At 71.2% G+C, this 15726-nt stretch carries 10 protein-coding genes; 6 read left to right on the top strand and 4 right to left on the bottom strand.

Annotation, left to right across the window (positions count from 1 at the left end):
- Positions 1–162 precede the first annotated feature (162 nt).
- The gene (locus tag Q1V88_RS08890) at positions 163–1023 is read right to left on the bottom strand and encodes a bifunctional methylenetetrahydrofolate dehydrogenase/methenyltetrahydrofolate cyclohydrolase (protein ID WP_300680569.1); all 861 of its coding nucleotides are present in this window, start codon (positions 1021–1023) and stop codon (positions 163–165) included.
- Between the two features lie 172 nt (positions 1024–1195).
- Between Q1V88_RS08890 and Q1V88_RS08885 the strand changes: the two genes are divergently transcribed.
- Genes Q1V88_RS08885 through Q1V88_RS08860 form a run of 6 tightly spaced genes read left to right on the top strand, consistent with a single transcriptional unit; the run spans position 1196 to position 8895 of the window.
- A complete protein-coding gene (locus Q1V88_RS08885) occupies positions 1196–5545 on the top strand; it encodes a cadherin domain-containing protein (RefSeq protein ID WP_300680568.1) in 4350 nt (1449 codons plus the stop codon).
- Positions 5546–5557: 12 nt separating this feature from the next.
- Positions 5558–6070, top strand: coding sequence for a tail fiber protein (locus Q1V88_RS08880; protein ID WP_300680567.1), 513 nt, complete (start codon positions 5558–5560; stop codon positions 6068–6070).
- Between the two features lie 9 nt (positions 6071–6079).
- Entirely contained in the window at positions 6080–6604 is a 525-nt protein-coding gene (locus Q1V88_RS08875; protein WP_300680565.1) for a tail fiber protein, read from the top strand.
- A 7-nt stretch (positions 6605–6611) separates the two neighbouring features.
- On the top strand, positions 6612–7136 hold the full coding sequence (locus Q1V88_RS08870; protein WP_300680564.1) for a tail fiber protein: 525 nt from the start codon (positions 6612–6614) through the stop codon (positions 7134–7136).
- Positions 7137–7141: 5 nt separating this feature from the next.
- Positions 7142–7669, top strand: coding sequence for an N-acetyltransferase (locus Q1V88_RS08865; protein ID WP_300680573.1), 528 nt, complete (start codon positions 7142–7144; stop codon positions 7667–7669).
- A complete protein-coding gene (locus Q1V88_RS08860) occupies positions 7666–8895 on the top strand; it encodes an ABC transporter substrate-binding protein (RefSeq protein WP_300680563.1) in 1230 nt (409 codons plus the stop codon). The genes Q1V88_RS08865 and Q1V88_RS08860 overlap by 4 nt, the downstream gene beginning before the upstream one ends.
- A 10-nt stretch (positions 8896–8905) precedes the next feature.
- Here the strand turns inward: Q1V88_RS08860 and Q1V88_RS08855 are convergent, their stop codons facing one another.
- The 3 genes from Q1V88_RS08855 to Q1V88_RS08840 form a co-directional block, all read right to left on the bottom strand.
- Positions 8906–9217, bottom strand: coding sequence for a hypothetical protein (locus Q1V88_RS08855; RefSeq protein WP_300680560.1), 312 nt, complete (start codon positions 9215–9217; stop codon positions 8906–8908).
- Between the two features lie 140 nt (positions 9218–9357).
- Positions 9358–14886 (bottom strand): LamG-like jellyroll fold domain-containing protein, encoded by a 5529-nt coding sequence (locus Q1V88_RS19575; RefSeq protein WP_366914069.1) that lies wholly within the window; start codon positions 14884–14886, stop codon positions 9358–9360.
- Positions 14883–15596 (bottom strand): hypothetical protein, encoded by a 714-nt coding sequence (locus tag Q1V88_RS08840; protein WP_300680558.1) that lies wholly within the window; start codon positions 15594–15596, stop codon positions 14883–14885. The genes Q1V88_RS19575 and Q1V88_RS08840 overlap by 4 nt, the downstream gene beginning before the upstream one ends.
- Positions 15597–15726 lie beyond the last annotated feature (130 nt).

Raw genomic sequence — 15726 nt, 5'->3', positions numbered from 1 at the left:
GGCCCAGCCATCCGGTGATGCTCCCTCGGACGTCGTGGTAGGCCTCGAAGGCAGGGTCGTATCGCACGGCCCAGCCCTCGTCGACCAGGCGCCACACCAGGTCGACGTCCTCGACGACACGCATCTCGGCTCGCGGCCACCGCCGAGCAAAGGCCTTCGTGCTCAGGTTGCGCACCGTTCGGCGGCTTCAACCACGTTGCTGAGCAGCATGGCGCGCGTCATCGGCCCGACGCCGCCAGGGTTGGGTGAGACCCAACCGGCAACGTCCCAGACGTCAGGGGCCAGGTCCCCGGCGATCTTGCCGTCGACCCGGGAAACGCCAACGTCGAGCAGCGTCGCACCGGGTTTGACCATGCGTGCCGTCACGATTCCCGGTACGCCGGCAGCGGCAACGATCACGTCGGCGCGGCGGGTGTGGGCGGCGAGGTCGCGCGTGCCCGTGTGGCACAGCGTGACGGTGGCGTTCTCGCTGCGTCGGGTGAGCAGGGGTCCGAGCGGGCGTCCGACGGTGACACCGCGGCCGATGACGACGACCTCGGCACCGTCCAGCGGTACGTCGTGCCGGCGCAGCAGCTCAACGATGCCGTTCGGCGTGCATGGCAGTGGTGCCTGCTTGCCGAGGACGAGCCACCCGAGGTTGGTCGGATGGAGGCCGTCCGCGTCCTTGGTCGGGTCGATCAGTCCGAGGATCGCGTTCTCGTCCATGTGCCTCGGCAGCGGCAGCTGCACGATGTAGCCGGTGCAGGCGGGATCCTCGTTGAGCCGCAGCACAGCCTCCTCGACCGCGCTCTGCGGCGCGTCGCCAGGCAGGTCCACGCGGAGGGAGTGGATGCCGACCTCGGCACAGTCGCGGTGCTTGCCGGCGACATACCAGGTCGAACCCGGGTCGTCGCCGACCAGGATCGTGCCCAGGCCCGGCCGCACGCCCTGGGCGTGCAGGGCCTCGACCCGCGTGGTGAGCTCCTGCTTGATCGCAGCAGCAGTCGCAGTTCCGTCGAGCTTCTGAGCAGTTGTGTCGGCCACGGGAACAGTGTCCCAGATGGAGCCGCCGAGGTAGCGAGCAGCATCGGCGGGACTTTGGTCCTTATCTGGTCTAAACCACCCGTCAAACCCTCCCGACAACTGGGACGATCTGGTAGTGCCTGGCGCCCCCACCCCGATCCCTGTGGCGAACCGACCCCGGTCGGCTGCCTGCGTGACGCTCATCCTCGGCCTGATCCTCACCGGTCTCGGGACCTTCGCCGTCGCCTCCGCCCCGGCCTCTGCCGCAGCCACGACCGTGGCACCGGCCCTGGCCCAGGACCTCTGTGCCACCACGAAGGGCAGGCCCGCCGGCGCGCTCCGGGTGACGACCACGGGGCGCTGCACCGCCCGCGAACGCCTGGTCCGGCTCTCGGTCGCCACCCCGACGACCGTGTGCCTGACCCGCTCCAAGAGCGTCTACCTGATCGCGCGGACCGGCTTCACCGCGAAGACCTGCGCCACCGGCAAGGTGAGGATCAAGCGCGCCACCGTGCGCAAGGCCGCCCTGCGCGGCACCAAGGTCGCCGTACCGAGCCGCACCACGGTGCTGGTGTGCACCACCGGCGCGAAGACCCGCTGGACCGCGACGGCGGCAGGCTGCCGCGGACGGCTCAGCCGGCTCGCCGACCTCGCCCCCATCGGCCTGCGACTGAGCGGCACGACCGTGGTCGACGGCGCCCCGGCGGGCACCGTGATCGGCACCCTGACCGCCACCGACCCCAACCGCGGTGACCGCCTCAGCTACCGGCTGGTGCCGGGTGCCGGCGGGCAGGAGAACGCCGCGGTCCGTGTCCAGGGCAACCGGATCGTGCTCGCCACCGCACTGGACGCCGCCTCCCTGCCCGCCCTGCGGATCCGCTTCCAGGCCGTCGACCTGCTCGGGCTGAGCACCACCGCCACCGCCTCGATCGCCGTACGCCGGGTGCCGACCGTCTCGCTCGCCCTCTCCCCCGCGACCGTCGCCGAGGGCTCCGGCGTCGGGACCGTGATCGGCACCGTCACCGCCGCACCGGCCGGTGCCCGGTTCGCCGACCTCCGTCTGGTCAGCGGCCCCGGCGACACCGACAACGCCGCGGTCAGCGCGGTCGGCTCCCACCTCGAGCTCGCCACCGTGCCCGACTACGAGACCCAGGCGTCGTACGACGTCCGGGTGGCGGTCACCGATCACTACGGCAGCACTGTCGAGCAGGCCCTCACGATCACCGTCGGCGACGTCAACGAGGCACCGCACGACCTGAGCCTGTCGCCCGCCGCGATCGACGAGGGCCGCCCGGCCGGCTCCACCGTCGGCACCCTGAGCGCGATCGACCCGGACGCCGGGGACCACCTGACGTACGCCGTCACCACCCCTGCCGGGACTGCGGGGGCGACTGCCTTCACGACCCAGGGCGACCTCCTGATCACCACCCAGGAGCTGCTTTTCACCCAGGCGCCGGTCGGCGGCTACCAGGTCACCGTCACCACGACCGACTCCGGCGGCCTGCACCAGACGGCGACCTTCACCGTCACGGTGAACGACGTGCTGCTCTCCCCGACCGACCTGGCCCTGTCCCCGACCACGGTCTCCGAGCGCAGGCCGGCCGGTGAGAGGGTCGGCGACCTGTCGGCCACCGACGGAGACAGCGACCCGCTCACCTACACACTGGTCAGCGGCGAGGGCTCCACCGACAACGCCCTGTTCACCATCGTCGGCACCGAGCTGCGCACCGCCGTCACCCTGCAGCACGCCGACGGCGACCGCTCGGTCCGGATCCGGGTCAGCGACGGCACCAGCGCCGCGCCGCAGGAGAGGGCCTTCACCATCACGGTCAGCGAGTACAACCTCGCCCCGAGCGCGCCGACCCTGACGCCCGCGAGCGTCGCGGAGCACCAGCCGGTCGGCACCGTGGTCGGCACGTTGGCCGCCACCGACCCCGACGGCGACCCGGTGACGTACGCGATCAGTGGTCCCGATGCCGCCGACTTCACCCTCAGCGGCACCCAGCTCCTCACCGCGACGAGGTTCGACGTCGAGACCACCCCGACCCGCACCCTCACCGTCACCGCGAGCGACGACCACGGCCATGCCACCTCGGCGACACTCACCGTCACGGTGACCAACGTCAACGAGGCTCCCACCGACCTGGCCCTCTCGCACGCCTCGATCGCGGAGAACCTCGGCAACGCCACGATCGGCACCCTCAGTGCGTCCGACCCCGACGCCGGGGACACCTTCACCTACGCCGTCACCCCGTCGACGTTCAAGGTCGTCGGCGCCGAGCTGCGCACCGCCGACGGCGCCGGGTTCGACTTCGAGACCACCCCGACCGTCACCGCCACCGTGACCGTGACCGACGCCGGCGGCCTCACCTTCCAGAAGACGTTCACCATCACCGTCACCAACGTCAACGAGGCGCCGACCGCTGTCGCCGACTCCTACACCGGGGTGCTGGGCAACACCACGGCCCGTGCCGGCGGCACCGCGGGCACGACCCCCGAGACGGTGCTGAGCGGCAGCCTGCCGCTGGCCAACGACACCGACCCCGAGCACGACACCCTCAGCGTGGTGCCCGTCACCAGGGCGACGGCCCGCGGCGGCAGCATCACGATCGCCGCCGACGGATCCTTCCGCTACACCCCGCCGCTCGGGGTGCGCAACGTCGTCGACACGGTGACCTACACGATCACCGACGGCGAGTTCCCCGTCACCGGGACGATCTCCCTCACGATCGCCGACCGCCTGGTCTGGTACGTCGACCCGAGCCTCTCCACCGCCGGCAACGGTGCCTCGACCGCACCCCTGACGTCCCTCAGCGCCACCACCCTCGGTGCCGCCGGCGACGACCTCTTCGTCAAGACCGGCCTGTCCAGGACGTCGCTGACCCTGCTCGCCTCGCAGCGGCTGTACGGCGCCGGCAGCGGGCTCACCTTCAACGGAGCCACCCTGGTGGCACCGACGACGGCGACCACCCTGACCCTGACCGGCTCGGCCGGCGGCCTCACCCTCGGCGAGGGCAGCACCGTCTCGGGGCTGGTGGTCAAGGCCACCGGCACCGGCACCGCCGTGACCAGCACCGTCAACACCGCCACGATCGACGCCAGTGCCAGCATCGTCGGCGGCACCGGGACCACCCTGAGCGTCACCGGCGGCACCGGCGCCGTCAGCATCACCGGCCCGATCACCGCCGGCACCGGGAACCCGGCCGTCACCATCGCCTCCCGCACCGGCACCACCACCCTCGGGGCGATCACGTCTGCGGGCACCTCGGGCGGCGTACGACTGACCAGTGCCGGCGCCGTCACCCTGACCGGGCCCCTGACCCTGACCACCGGGGCCAACCCGGCGCTGAGTGCCACCAGCACGCCGCTGAGCGACCTCTCCTCCACGGCGCACCAGCTCAGCACCACGACCGGGACCGCGCTGACCCTCAACGGTGTCGCCCTGGCGAGCGACCTGACGCTGAGCAAGGTCTCCAGCAACGGCGCCACCAACGGCCTGCTGATCAACGCCACCACCGGCACCGGCCGGGTCCGGGTGATCAGCCCCGCCGCCACCCCGTCGACGATCCAGAACTCCACCGGAGCCGGCATCGCCGTCACCTCCGCACGCGGACCGGTGCTCAGCTACGTCTCCGTCACCGGCGGGACCGACGGCATCACGTTGGCCTCCCCCATCGACGCCACCGTGGCCGACCACCTCACCGTCAGCAACGTCGTCAACGACGGCCTCGCCCTGACCGGCACCGGTGTCCCGGCCCTCACCGTGACCAGCTCGACCTTCATGAACAACGGCGGCGACGCCCTCCAGGTCAGCGCCCAGGGCACCGCCTCAGGCCGTGTCACCCTGACCGGCAACACCGTGACGGGTGCCGCCAGTGGGACGTCCCAGGGCGTCGTACTCGCCGCCAGCAACGGCTACGCGGGGACCCTCCAGGTCGACGTCACCGGCAACACCGTGACCGGCTCCGCCGGCAGCGCCGTGGTCGTCTCCGGCACCGGTCTGGCCGGCGGCGGGCGGATCGAGGGCTACGTCCGCACCAACCAGATCGGGTCGACCACCACCGGGAGCTGCTCGACCACCGGCAACGGCCTCGAGGTCAGCAACGACGCCGGCGTCGGGCCGGTCGTGGTCGCCCTCACCGGCAACACGATCCGCAACTGCGCCCAGCGCGGCATCGCGCTCCTGGCCGGCGACGGTGCCTCCTCGGTGCAGGCCACGGTGAGCGGCAACACCGTCTCGGCACTGTCCAGCACGACGTCGGGCTACGCCCTGGAGGGCGACTTCGGTCTGGTCGCCGGCGACCTCCAGGCCTCGTGTCTGGACGCGAGCGGCAACACGCTCACCTCGGGCGGCACACTGGCCGGCCTCCACCTGCGCAACCGCTACGGCTCGGTGAGCCTGCCGGGCTACACCGGCGCGTCCACCTCCACCACCGCCGTCCAGACCTACCTGGCCGGACGCAACGTCTCCACCACCGCTCTGGCCGAGACCCAGAGCGGCGCCTCCTTCCTCGCCGGTGCCTGCACCGGCCCAAGCTTCTGAAAGGGCTGTGTCATGGCAGAGCCGTTCCTCGGCGAGATCCGTCTGATGTCCTTCGTCTTCCCGCCCAAAGGGTGGGCGCAGTGCAACGGCCAGCTGATGCCGATCAACCAGAACCAGGCGCTCTTCTCGCTCCTGGGCACCGTGTACGGCGGCAACGGCGTGACCACCTTCGCGCTGCCGGACCTCCGGGGCCGGGTGCCGATCTCCTTCGGTGCCGGCACCGCGGGTAGCCACCCCCTGGGTGCGGCCGGCGGGGCGGCGACCCACACGCTCGCGCTCAGCGAGCTGCCAGCACACACCCATCGCGTCAACGGCACCAACGTGGCCGCCACCACCAGCACGCCGCAGGGCAACGTGCTGGGGGCCGCACCGGACCAGTACACCACCTCGGCAACCTCGCTGACGTACCTCGCCCCGACCTCCGTCGCCACCACCGGCGGCACCCAGGCGCACGAGAACCGCCAGCCGTTCCTCACCCTGAACTTCTGCATCGCCCTGCAGGGCATCTTCCCGAGCCAGATCTGAGGCAGCACCGTGTCCAACAACTACGTCGGCGAGATCCGACTCTTCGCCGGTAACTTCGCCCCCAACGGCTGGTTCTTCTGCGACGGTCGGACGCTGGATATCGCCACCTACGAGACCCTCTTCAACCTGATCGGGACGACGTACGGCGGCGACGGCTCGTCCACCTTCGCGCTGCCCGACCTGTGCGGCCGGGTGCCGATCCACCTGGGCAGCGGCGGCGGGTCGACGTACACGATCGGCGAGACCGGCGGGGTCGAGGAGGTCACGCTCACCTCCCAGCAGATCCCGGCCCACACCCACGGTCTGGCGGCCAGCACCGGCGGCGGCGAACACGCCCAGCCCGCGGGCGCGGTGCTCGGCACCGCACCGTCACTGCGCGCACTGTCCACCAGCGCCCCCGACGCGACCAACGCCGCCCTGGCACCGGCCTCGATCGGCCCCGCCGGCGGCTCTCAGCCGCACAGCAACCTCCAGCCGTACCTCGGCCTCAACTACATCATCTCCGCCTTCGGCATCTTCCCCTCCCAGAACTGAGTCCGACATGGCCGACCCCTTCGTGGCGGAGATCCGCCCGTTCGCCTTCAACTTCCCGCCCCGCGGCTGGGCCTTCTGTGCGGGACAGGTACTGCCGATCTCGCAGAACACCGCGCTCTTCTCCCTGCTCGGCACCACGTACGGCGGCGACGGCAGGTCCTCCTTCGCGCTCCCCGACCTCCAGGGCCGCGCCGCGATGGCACCCGGCCAGGGACCGGGGCTGTCGCTGCACGACCTCGGCGAGGTCGGTGGCACGGAGACCGTCACGCTGCTCGCCTCCGAGATGCCGTCGCACACCCACGCCCTGGTCGCCGCCAACGCCAGCGGCGACCTGCGTGCCCCCGGCTCGGGTCGGGCCCTGGCGGCGCCCTCGAACGGCGCGCTCTACGCGCCGTCCACCTCAGCGCTGCAGCCGCTGCACGCCTCCGAGCTGGCCTCGGCCGGGTCGAGCACGCCGCACAACAACATGCAGCCCTATCTGACCCTCAACTTCTGCATCGCGTTGCAGGGCGTCTTCCCGCCGCGCTGGTGAGCACGATGACCGCCCCTGCCCGCCCGCCCCTCGCCCTCACCTCGCGTGCCGTCACCGACGGCGACGACGCCTTCCAGCGGCGCCTCTTCGAAGCCGATCGCGGCAGCCAGCTGTCGGACTCGGGGCTCCCCCAGGAGCTGGTCACCCAGCTGCTCGACCACCAGTACCTCGGCTTCACCGAGATGCTCGCCGCGCGCGCCACCCACCGCGAGCTCTGGCTGCTCGGCGACCGGCCGGCGGCGGTGCTGCACCGCGCCGAGAGCGACGACCGCACCGAGGTGCTCTGGATCGCCGTCGCCCCGGAACGTCGCGGCAGCGGGATCGGACGAGCGGTGCTCGAGGACCTGCTCGCCCGCGCCGACGCCGACGGCCTGGAGGTCCACCTCCAGGTGGACCCGCTCAACATCGCGGCCCGCGGACTCTACGGCTCCCTGGGCTTCCTCACCCGCGACGACGCCACCCTCTCCACCGCGACGGCCGCCGACCTCGCCCTCATCCGACCCGCCCGTCCCGTGCTCAGGAGTCAGCCATGACGACCTCTCCCCTGCTCCGCCGCCGCGCCGTCCTGGTCGGGGCCGGTGCCGTCACCGCCCTGGCCGCGACCGCGTCGATCAGCGCCGAGGCGGCCGGCCGCCGTCGGATCCACGTCGGCGTCCTGACCGCGTCGCGGCACGGCTCCACGGCTGCCTCCGAGCGCGGCGACGCGCTCGTGGCAGGCTTGCGGATCGGTCTGGGCACCCGCCTGCGGCGACTCAGCCACCGTGAGGTCGACGGCGGCTACCAGGGCCTGAGCGCTGCCGCCGAGGCCCTCATCGCCGGGGGTGCCGAGGTCGTGGTCGCCGCCGTGACACCGCTGGCGGCCCGCGACCTGGAGACGCTGTGCCGCGCCCGGGGCGTCGCCCTCGTCGTCGCCGGGGTGGGCGCCCACGTCGCCGTGCCGAGCCGGACCACGGGCAGCCCGACGGCGCTCTACACCGGCACCCAGCACTGGCAGTCGGCCTACTCCGTCGGACAGTGGTCGCGGCGGCACCTGGGCCGGCGGCTGCACCAGATCGTGGCGGCGCCCGATGCCGGCTACGACTCGGTCTTCGCGCTGCGGCGCGGCTTCACCGGTGCCGGCGGGACGGTGGTGGGGACGACGGTCACCGACGTGGGGCACGGTGCCGGGCTGAGCGCGGCGCTGGCCGACGTACGCCGGACCAAGCCGTCCGTCATCGCGATCAGCGCGAGCGGCGACCGCGCCGTGACCCTGGTGAAGGCCCTGCGCCAGGCCGGGGTGACGGCGAAGCTGGTGCTCGACCCGACCGTGGTCGAGCCCGGCACCGTCGGCCGGCTGGGCAAGGCCGGGCAGGGCGCCCACGCCGGTGGCACGCACCTGGACCCGCAGCGCCAGGCGGCCCTCGGGGCGGCACTGCGCCGGGCGGGCGCGAAGCGGGTCGACGCCTTCTCCGCCCTCGGCTACGACACCGGGCTGCTGATCGCGGCGGGTCTGGACCGGCTCGGCTCGCGCCGGATCCTCCGGCTGCCTGCGGTCCTGGCCGGTGCCCGGGTGCACGGCGTGCGCGGCCTCCAGCAGGTCAGCGCCCGGGGCACCGTCACGGTGCCGCTGGCGGTGCGGAAAGTGACCAAGCGTGCCTCGGGCGCCCGGGTCGCGGTCGAGGTCGTTCGGCGACCTCGGATCGCGGCCGACGCCCCGGCGATGGCGGTGGTGCGGGGCAGGCTCGCCTCGGGCTACGTGAACGAGTACCTGACGACGTGAGCGACCCTGATCAGGCGAAGATCGCCTGGTAGGTACGCACCCCGCCGACGTCGGTGAGCGGCACCAGGAAGAGCGGTCCCGCGATCTCGGGGCGGGCCACCGACAGCACCTCGAAGGTGTCCGAGCCGAGCGGGAACTCCGCTCCGCCGGTGAGGTAGATCGCCCCGCCCCGGCTCTCCCCGGACGCCCTCTCCCCCGGCGCTGGCACGGCGTCGCTCACCCGGAGCAGGACGACCCCGGCCTGGGTCTCCACCTCGATCGTCGTCGCCTCGGCCACGGTGAGGTCGAGCAGGGCCGCGAGGCCGGCGAAGGTCACAGACACGCCCCCACCGTAGTGCCGACTTCCGGGTTCACCACCACCGACTTCCGGGTTCACCACCACCCAGATCCGGGTTCACCACCACAACAGCAAGCAGGCAGGAGATCAACCGATCTCCTGCCTGCTCACCTGGGTTCAGCAGGTCACTTCGTGACGCGCTTGGCTCCGCTCACCTTCGTGATCGAGGCCGGCTGGTGCCCGGCGTACGTCGCCGTGACCCGCACTTGCACCCGCTTGCCCCGCATCGCCTTGGTCAGCTTCAGGGTCGAGCCGGTGCCGACGACGCGCTTGCCGATCCGCCACTGGTAGCGCAGCGTCGCGCCCTTGGTCGCCGCGACGGAGACCGAGACCCGCTTGCCGACCTTGACCTTGCCGCTGATCACGGGCGTGCCGAGGCTGAGCGCCGGAGCCGTGGTCGGGGGCTTGGTCGTGGCCGGGGCGCTGATGCTGAGCACGAACGCCTTGTTCGACACGTCGTAGGCGGTGTCGTCGGGGTAGAACGTGGCGTCGCCGACGTACTGGCCCGAGCCACCTCCGAAGTTGGAGGTGACACAGCTGGCCTTGCCGCCGCTGACGACCGCCTGGCAGATCGGGTCCTCACCGTTGTTGAAGACCACGGTCCCGGCCAGCGTCGACGGGCTGACCGTCGCCGTCAGAGTGGACTCCTTGCCGAAGGTGACCGCGGCGTTCGCAACGGTCACGGTGGTGGGCTTCTTCGCCACCTCCGCTGCCGCCGTGACCGTCACGACCCGGGTGCCCTGGGCGGTGTTGCCGTTGGTGTCGGCGACCGCGTAGATCAGGGCATAGCTACCCGCCTTGGACGTGTCCACCGAGCCGGTCACCGTGATCTTCGCGGTGAGGTCGCCGTCGGTGTCGTCGAGCGCCTTCGCACCGCTGCGCGGGTCGAAGGTGTCACCGACCGTCAGGGTGGCGGCGGCCGGGACCGTCAGGACCGGAGCCGTGACGTCGGTGCCGGCAGCGGTGGCGACGAAGAGGCCACCGAACTGGTCGGCGCTGCCCTGCTCGCCGTCGGCGACCGAGGTCGCCGCCCACGCGTAGGTCTGGCCGGCCGTCAGACCCGACCAGGTCACCGTCGCCGGCAGACCCGAGGCGGCGCTCGCGGTGCCGATCACCTCGGCACCGGGCGTCAGCACAGCCAGACCGTCGGTCGCGAACGACGTGGTCCGGGTCTTGAGGTCGACCGGCACCGTGAAGGCGTCCTCGGAGCCGTTGTAGCGCTTGCCCGGCTCGTCGTACTGGTGCGCACCGAACTCGTCGAGGAACGGCGAGTACGACTCGACCCGCATCGTGGAGTCCTTCAGGTTGAACTGGAGGAGACGCAGGAAGCTGGCGCCGAACCACATCAGGTCGGTGTCGCGGTGGTCGGCGGTGCCGTCACCGTCGACGTCGATGGTGCCGTCGCCGAGCGGCTTGCACTTCGTGCCGGCCTTGGTGGTCGGGTTGTAGACGTCGCTCAGCCCGGCCGCGGTGCAGCGCTCGTAGGTGAAGATCTTGCTCGCCGGCGCCTGGTAGTTCTGGTAGTCGGCGAGCAGCTCGACCGTCTTGTGCGTGACGGTCGCGGTGCTGTTCTTCACCTGCAGCAGGTTGGTGCCGACACCGTGGACGTGACCGGCCAGGACCAGGAACACGTTCGGGTTGGCGGTGACGACCTTGGTGAAGAGCCGTGAGCCGTCGCCGCTCTTGTTCGCCCCACGACCGTCGACGTTGGTCGAGGCGCCCAGGTAGGCGTGCGTGATCAGGATGCCGTTGCGGTCGGCGTACCGGGCGAAGATCGAGCTCGCCCAGTCGGCCTCGGCCTTGGTCACGCCGTAGGACAGACCCACCGAGACGAAGTCCTGGCCACCGGCGGAGAACAGCACGTAGTTGTTCTGGTTGTCGGTGCCCGGGGTGATGGTGCCGTCGGGCGCCACCGTCTCGTCGATGGTGTGGTACGACGCCCCCGCGGGCCACTGCTGCGCCTGGGCGTAGTAGCTCGCGGCGGTGAAGGTGTCGTTGTAGAAGTTGTCAGCAGTGGTGTCCTGCGCCGCCCCGTTGGTCGGGTCGGTGGCACTGGTGACGGTGTCGGTGCCGCCGCGGTTGTCGTGGTTACCGGCGACGACCTGGCTGGGCAGGCCCTTGCCGTCGGTCCCGCGCCAGCTCCAGACCTTCTCGAACGCGTTCTTCGCGACCGTGTTCTCCCGGTCGATCTGGTCCTTGACCTCGGAGTAGGCCTGACCGGACTTGTTCACGGTGCCGCCGGCAGCGGCGCCATACTTGGCCATCGCCTCCGCGCTCGCCGGGTCGGAGTGGTTGTTGTTGATGATGTCACCGGTGTTGGACGCCCAGACGATCTTGCGCTGCTCGGCGTTGGTGACGCTCCACTCGGCGGCCTGGTCGTAGGCCGACTTCCAGACCTTCTGCTCCGCGGCGGTGGAGCGCTCGACGTTGGCACCCTTGACCGTGGTGTACGTCGGGCTCGCCGGGTAGTAGCCCGAGCCGCCGGCCGCACCCTCGGCGACGTACTGCGGGTCGGTCCAGTGCGTGAAGGCGAAGTCGTACGCCGACGGGTCGGCGAACTTCTCACCGGCGTTGGACCCATCCCGCGGGGTGAGGTCGTCGGCGAACGGGTCGCTCGCCACGGCCAGGACGTGCACGACGCCGACGGACGGGGCCGCGACGCTGACCGTGGTGTCGACCATCGAGTCGACCACGGCGCTCTCCAGCTGGGTGAGGCCGGCGGCGTTGCCCCGGGCGGTGGCCAGCTGCTTCCAGGCCAGCTCGGAGGTGTCCCAGGCGTAGAGCGTGAGGGCGCGTGCCGGGTCGACGGTGCCGGCCCAGCGCACGTGCCGGACGTCACCGGCCGGGACCGCGACGTCGAACTTCTGGTACGGCAGCTGGTCGTGCGACTTCAGGGACGCGACGGTGGTGCCGTCGAACGCCTGCGCGCCCGAGAGCGGCTTGGTCGCGGTCGAGGAGAACGCCAGCGTGGACGGGATCGAGGCGATCGTGCCGGTCTCGCCACCGTCGGCCACCGAGGCCTCGGCGACCTTGAAGGTGGTGGTGACCTTGCCCCCGGTCGGCGAGGTGCCGACGGCCGAGAGCGTGACCTTGCCCGAGCCCTGGTCGGTCCCGGCGGCAGTGGCGGCCGGGATCGCGGCGGAGGTGAACGGCACCGTGTAGGAGATCGGCAGCCCGAAGGAGTCGGTCGCCGTGATGGTCAGCACGTGCGCGCCGGCAGCGAAGCCGGCACCGATCGTGGAGCCGGGCTGCACCGCGACACCGTCGATGGCGTAGGCCCAGCCGAAGGCCTGCTCCTTGTTGCGCACCTTCACCTTGAGCTCGGCGGCCTTGGTGAGGGTGTCACCGGCGGCGGGCGAGGTGGAGAGCAGCGCGACGTCGGTGGCGGCGTCGGCGAGGTCGGCGCTGTAGAGCGCGGCGACCTCGTCGGCGGTGATGGCGTGACCCCACATCCGGGCCTCGGCGATGGTCACCGGGGCCGAGGCCTCGGGCTGGCCGAGACTGTTGATGTCGGCGCCGACGGCCCAGGCCTTCGGGTTGGCCTCGGGGTCGTCGCCCGTGCCCGACGCCGTGCCGATGCCGACCAGCTTGCCGTTGAGGTAGAGCCGGTAGTCACCGGTGGTGGAGTCCCAGGTGGCCACGGCGGCATACCAGATGCCGGCCTTGATCGGGGAGCTGAGCGTGATGCAGGTGGTGCCCCCGGTGCCGACACACGTACGGATCCGCACCGAGTTGCCCGACACGTTGAGCGAGTAGCCACCGGCCTGCTTGCCCGAGCACACGTTGGACTCCGAGCTGGCCGGCAGGGTGCCGTCATAGCGGAAGTCGCACTGGATGGTGAAGCCGTGGACGATGTTGAGGGGCGCGGTCGCGTCCCACATCGGGGTGATGTCGTAGACCTGCGCGGAGCCGTCGCCGGCGAACGTGCTGACCTGACGCTTCAGGGTCGGGTCGGTGACGATCTGCGGGGTGCCGTACTCCTCGGGGACCAGCTGGTTGGCCGAGGCATCCAGGGCGTTGTTGCCGGAGAAGTCGACGTCGAGGACGTCGGCCTTCGGCGCGGTCGCCGTGGTGGTGTCCTGCTTGTAGAGCAGCTTGACCTGCTCGTCGCTCAGCGCCGAGCTCCAGATCCGCGAGGTCGCGATCGTCGCGGCGGTGAAGCTCTCCGCGGTCGGGTAGGAGCCCGCGATGTCGGCCCCCAGGTTGAAGCCCAGGCCACCGGGCGGCGAGACCCGACCGGTGATCTTGGAGAAGCCCTTGAGGACGCCGTTGACGTAGACCTTCTGGCCGGCACCGTTGTAGGTGAAGACGACGTGGTTGAACGCGCCTGCGGTGATCGGCACGGTGAGCGCCTTGTAGCCGCCGGCGATGTAGGCCTCGGCCTTGACCGTCGAGTTCGACGAGGCCGGGATCTGGATCGAGACGCCACCGGTCTGCTCCCCGGAGCAGGTCTTCTGAGTTGCGCTGCTGGTGGCGTTGAGCTTGAAGTAGCACTCGACGGTGAAGCCGGTGGTGAGGTTCGGGGTGTTGGCCGGGTTCCAGAACGACGAGAAGTCGTAGGAGAGCGCGTCCTTGCTGCCGTTGAACGTCACGCCGGTGTGCTTGATCGCGCTCTGCCAGGTCTTGGTCGGGGCACCGAAGACCGAGGGCGAAGAGCCGTCGGCGTGGTTGGTGGTGTCACCGTGCAGCAGGTCGACGTCGAGCACGTCGGCCTTGGGCACCGACGTCGCGGTGGTGCCGGTGCCGGTGTCGCTGCTGGGCACGCCGGAGAACGTGTAGAGGGCGCTGATCTCGGCCTCGGTCAGCGGCTTGGACCAGACCCGCGACGAGGCCACCGAGCCGTAGAGGCCGTTAAGGGAGCTGGTGTTGAGGGCCGTGGCCGACTTCGCGGCACCGCCGACGGTGAAGAAGTTGTACGTCGGCGCGGTGAACTGCTTGCCCGCCATGTTGGCCATCGCAGCCAGGGCGCCGTTGACGTAGAGCGCGACGTTCTCGCCGTCCCACACCGTCACGGCGTGGTACCAGGTGTCGGTCTTGATCGACGTGGAGACGTCGGTGTAGCTCGGGAAGCCGACCCGGCCGCTCAGCGTCGCGGTGGCCGCACCGGCGGCGTAGGTGGAGGTGACGAAGCCGGCACCACCGCTGTAGATCTGGCTGCACGGGTAGGAGCTGTGCGTTGCCGCGACGGAGGAGTCGAGCTTGAAGACGCACTCCATCGTGATCGCGTTGCCGCTCACCAGGGTGCTGGTCGTCTTCCAGGCGTCGGTGGCGAAGGCGAACCCGTTGGTCCCGTCGAAGGCGGCGACCTGCTGGTCGAGCGTCGCGTCGGCGACGTACGCCGGCGAGGTCGTGCCGCTGCTGCGCGCCACGGTCGCGGTGTTCCCGCTGACGGTGTCGGTCGCGCTCGCGGTGGCGAAGTTGGCGTCGAAGACGTCGGCCTGCCGCACCGAGGCCGGCCAGGTCTTCCCGGTCGGCAGGACCGGCGCGGACAGGGCCGCCAGGGAGGTCCGGGTCAGGGCCGGGGCCGCCGGGGTGGCGGCGCTGGCGCCGTCGATCCCGGCGGAGAGGCCGGCGAGGGTGCCGGCCGTCAGGGAGAGGCTCGCCAGGAGCGCAGTGGACCTGCGCCGCCAGTTCCTCAGGGGTGGTGTTGTCACAGCTCTGCTTTCTGGTGGTGATCGGATACAGCAGGTGGTGAGGTCAGCGACGTCGCCGCCAGCGCACGACGGCGGCGGTAGCGACGCAGGCCGACCCCGGCCGCCCCGAGAACGATGAGGAGACCGATCACGGCGCTGATCTGGAGCAGCGCGGACCGGCCGGTGTTGAGTGCCGCAGGTGCGGCGCTGGGATCGAAGCTCCAGCTGTACGACGTCTGCGAGCCGTTGTAGGCCTCGCGCTGCCCCTCGGGGCCGGTGGCGAGCGTCGTGTAGTACGCCGACAGGTCGGTCAGCATGCTGATCATCACGTCGGCCCGGGTGACGTCCCCGGTGCACTGGAAGTCGACGTCGACGCCGTCGGCGACCAGGTCCTCGATCGGCTGCACCGTGCCCCGGCAGGCGGCACCGTTGGCGGTGACGCCGAGGTGGCGCAGCAGGTAGGCGGTGAACTTCGGCGACGCGGCGACCAGCTCCGGGTCGCCGTCACGGGCGTCGACCACCCCGTCGAGGAGGGTGCGCTCCTCGGGAAGGAGGTCGAGGCTCTGGGCCAGGTAGGTGTAGTCGTCGACCATCCCGACCTGCCAGTGCACCCGCACCGAGTCGGTCGTGATCAGCGAGATCGCCGCGCTCTCCGGGTCACCGAAGGGATGGGCGGTCGCTGATCCGGCCGGGAGGGCGATGGCGGTCGAGACGACGCCGACCAGCATCATCACCCTGAGCCACCAGACCTGCGGCCTACCCCTGTTCACCACAGCGAGTACCCCATCGGGGTCGGCTCAACGAGCGGACGCTTTCAGGTGTCTCTCAGGAAAGCCTCGAGTGAACAAATGGGGACCGCCC

The organism is Nocardioides sp. (assembly GCF_030150155.1).
In the GTDB taxonomy this organism is placed as follows: domain Bacteria; phylum Actinomycetota; class Actinomycetes; order Propionibacteriales; family Nocardioidaceae; genus Nocardioides.
This window is presented reverse-complemented; position numbering and strand designations above follow the sequence as displayed.

Coding starts and splice junctions, on each gene's coding strand:
- Q1V88_RS08880 (WP_300680567.1), top strand. CDS start 5,558: ATGGCAGAGCCGTTCCTCGGCGAGATCCGTCTGATGTCCTTCGTCTTC.
- Q1V88_RS08870 (WP_300680564.1), top strand. CDS start 6,612: ATGGCCGACCCCTTCGTGGCGGAGATCCGCCCGTTCGCCTTCAACTTC.
- Q1V88_RS08865 (WP_300680573.1), top strand. CDS start 7,142: ATGACCGCCCCTGCCCGCCCGCCCCTCGCCCTCACCTCGCGTGCCGTC.
- Q1V88_RS08860 (WP_300680563.1), top strand. CDS start 7,666: ATGACGACCTCTCCCCTGCTCCGCCGCCGCGCCGTCCTGGTCGGGGCC.
- Q1V88_RS08840 (WP_300680558.1), bottom strand. CDS start 15,596: ATGATGCTGGTCGGCGTCGTCTCGACCGCCATCGCCCTCCCGGCCGGA.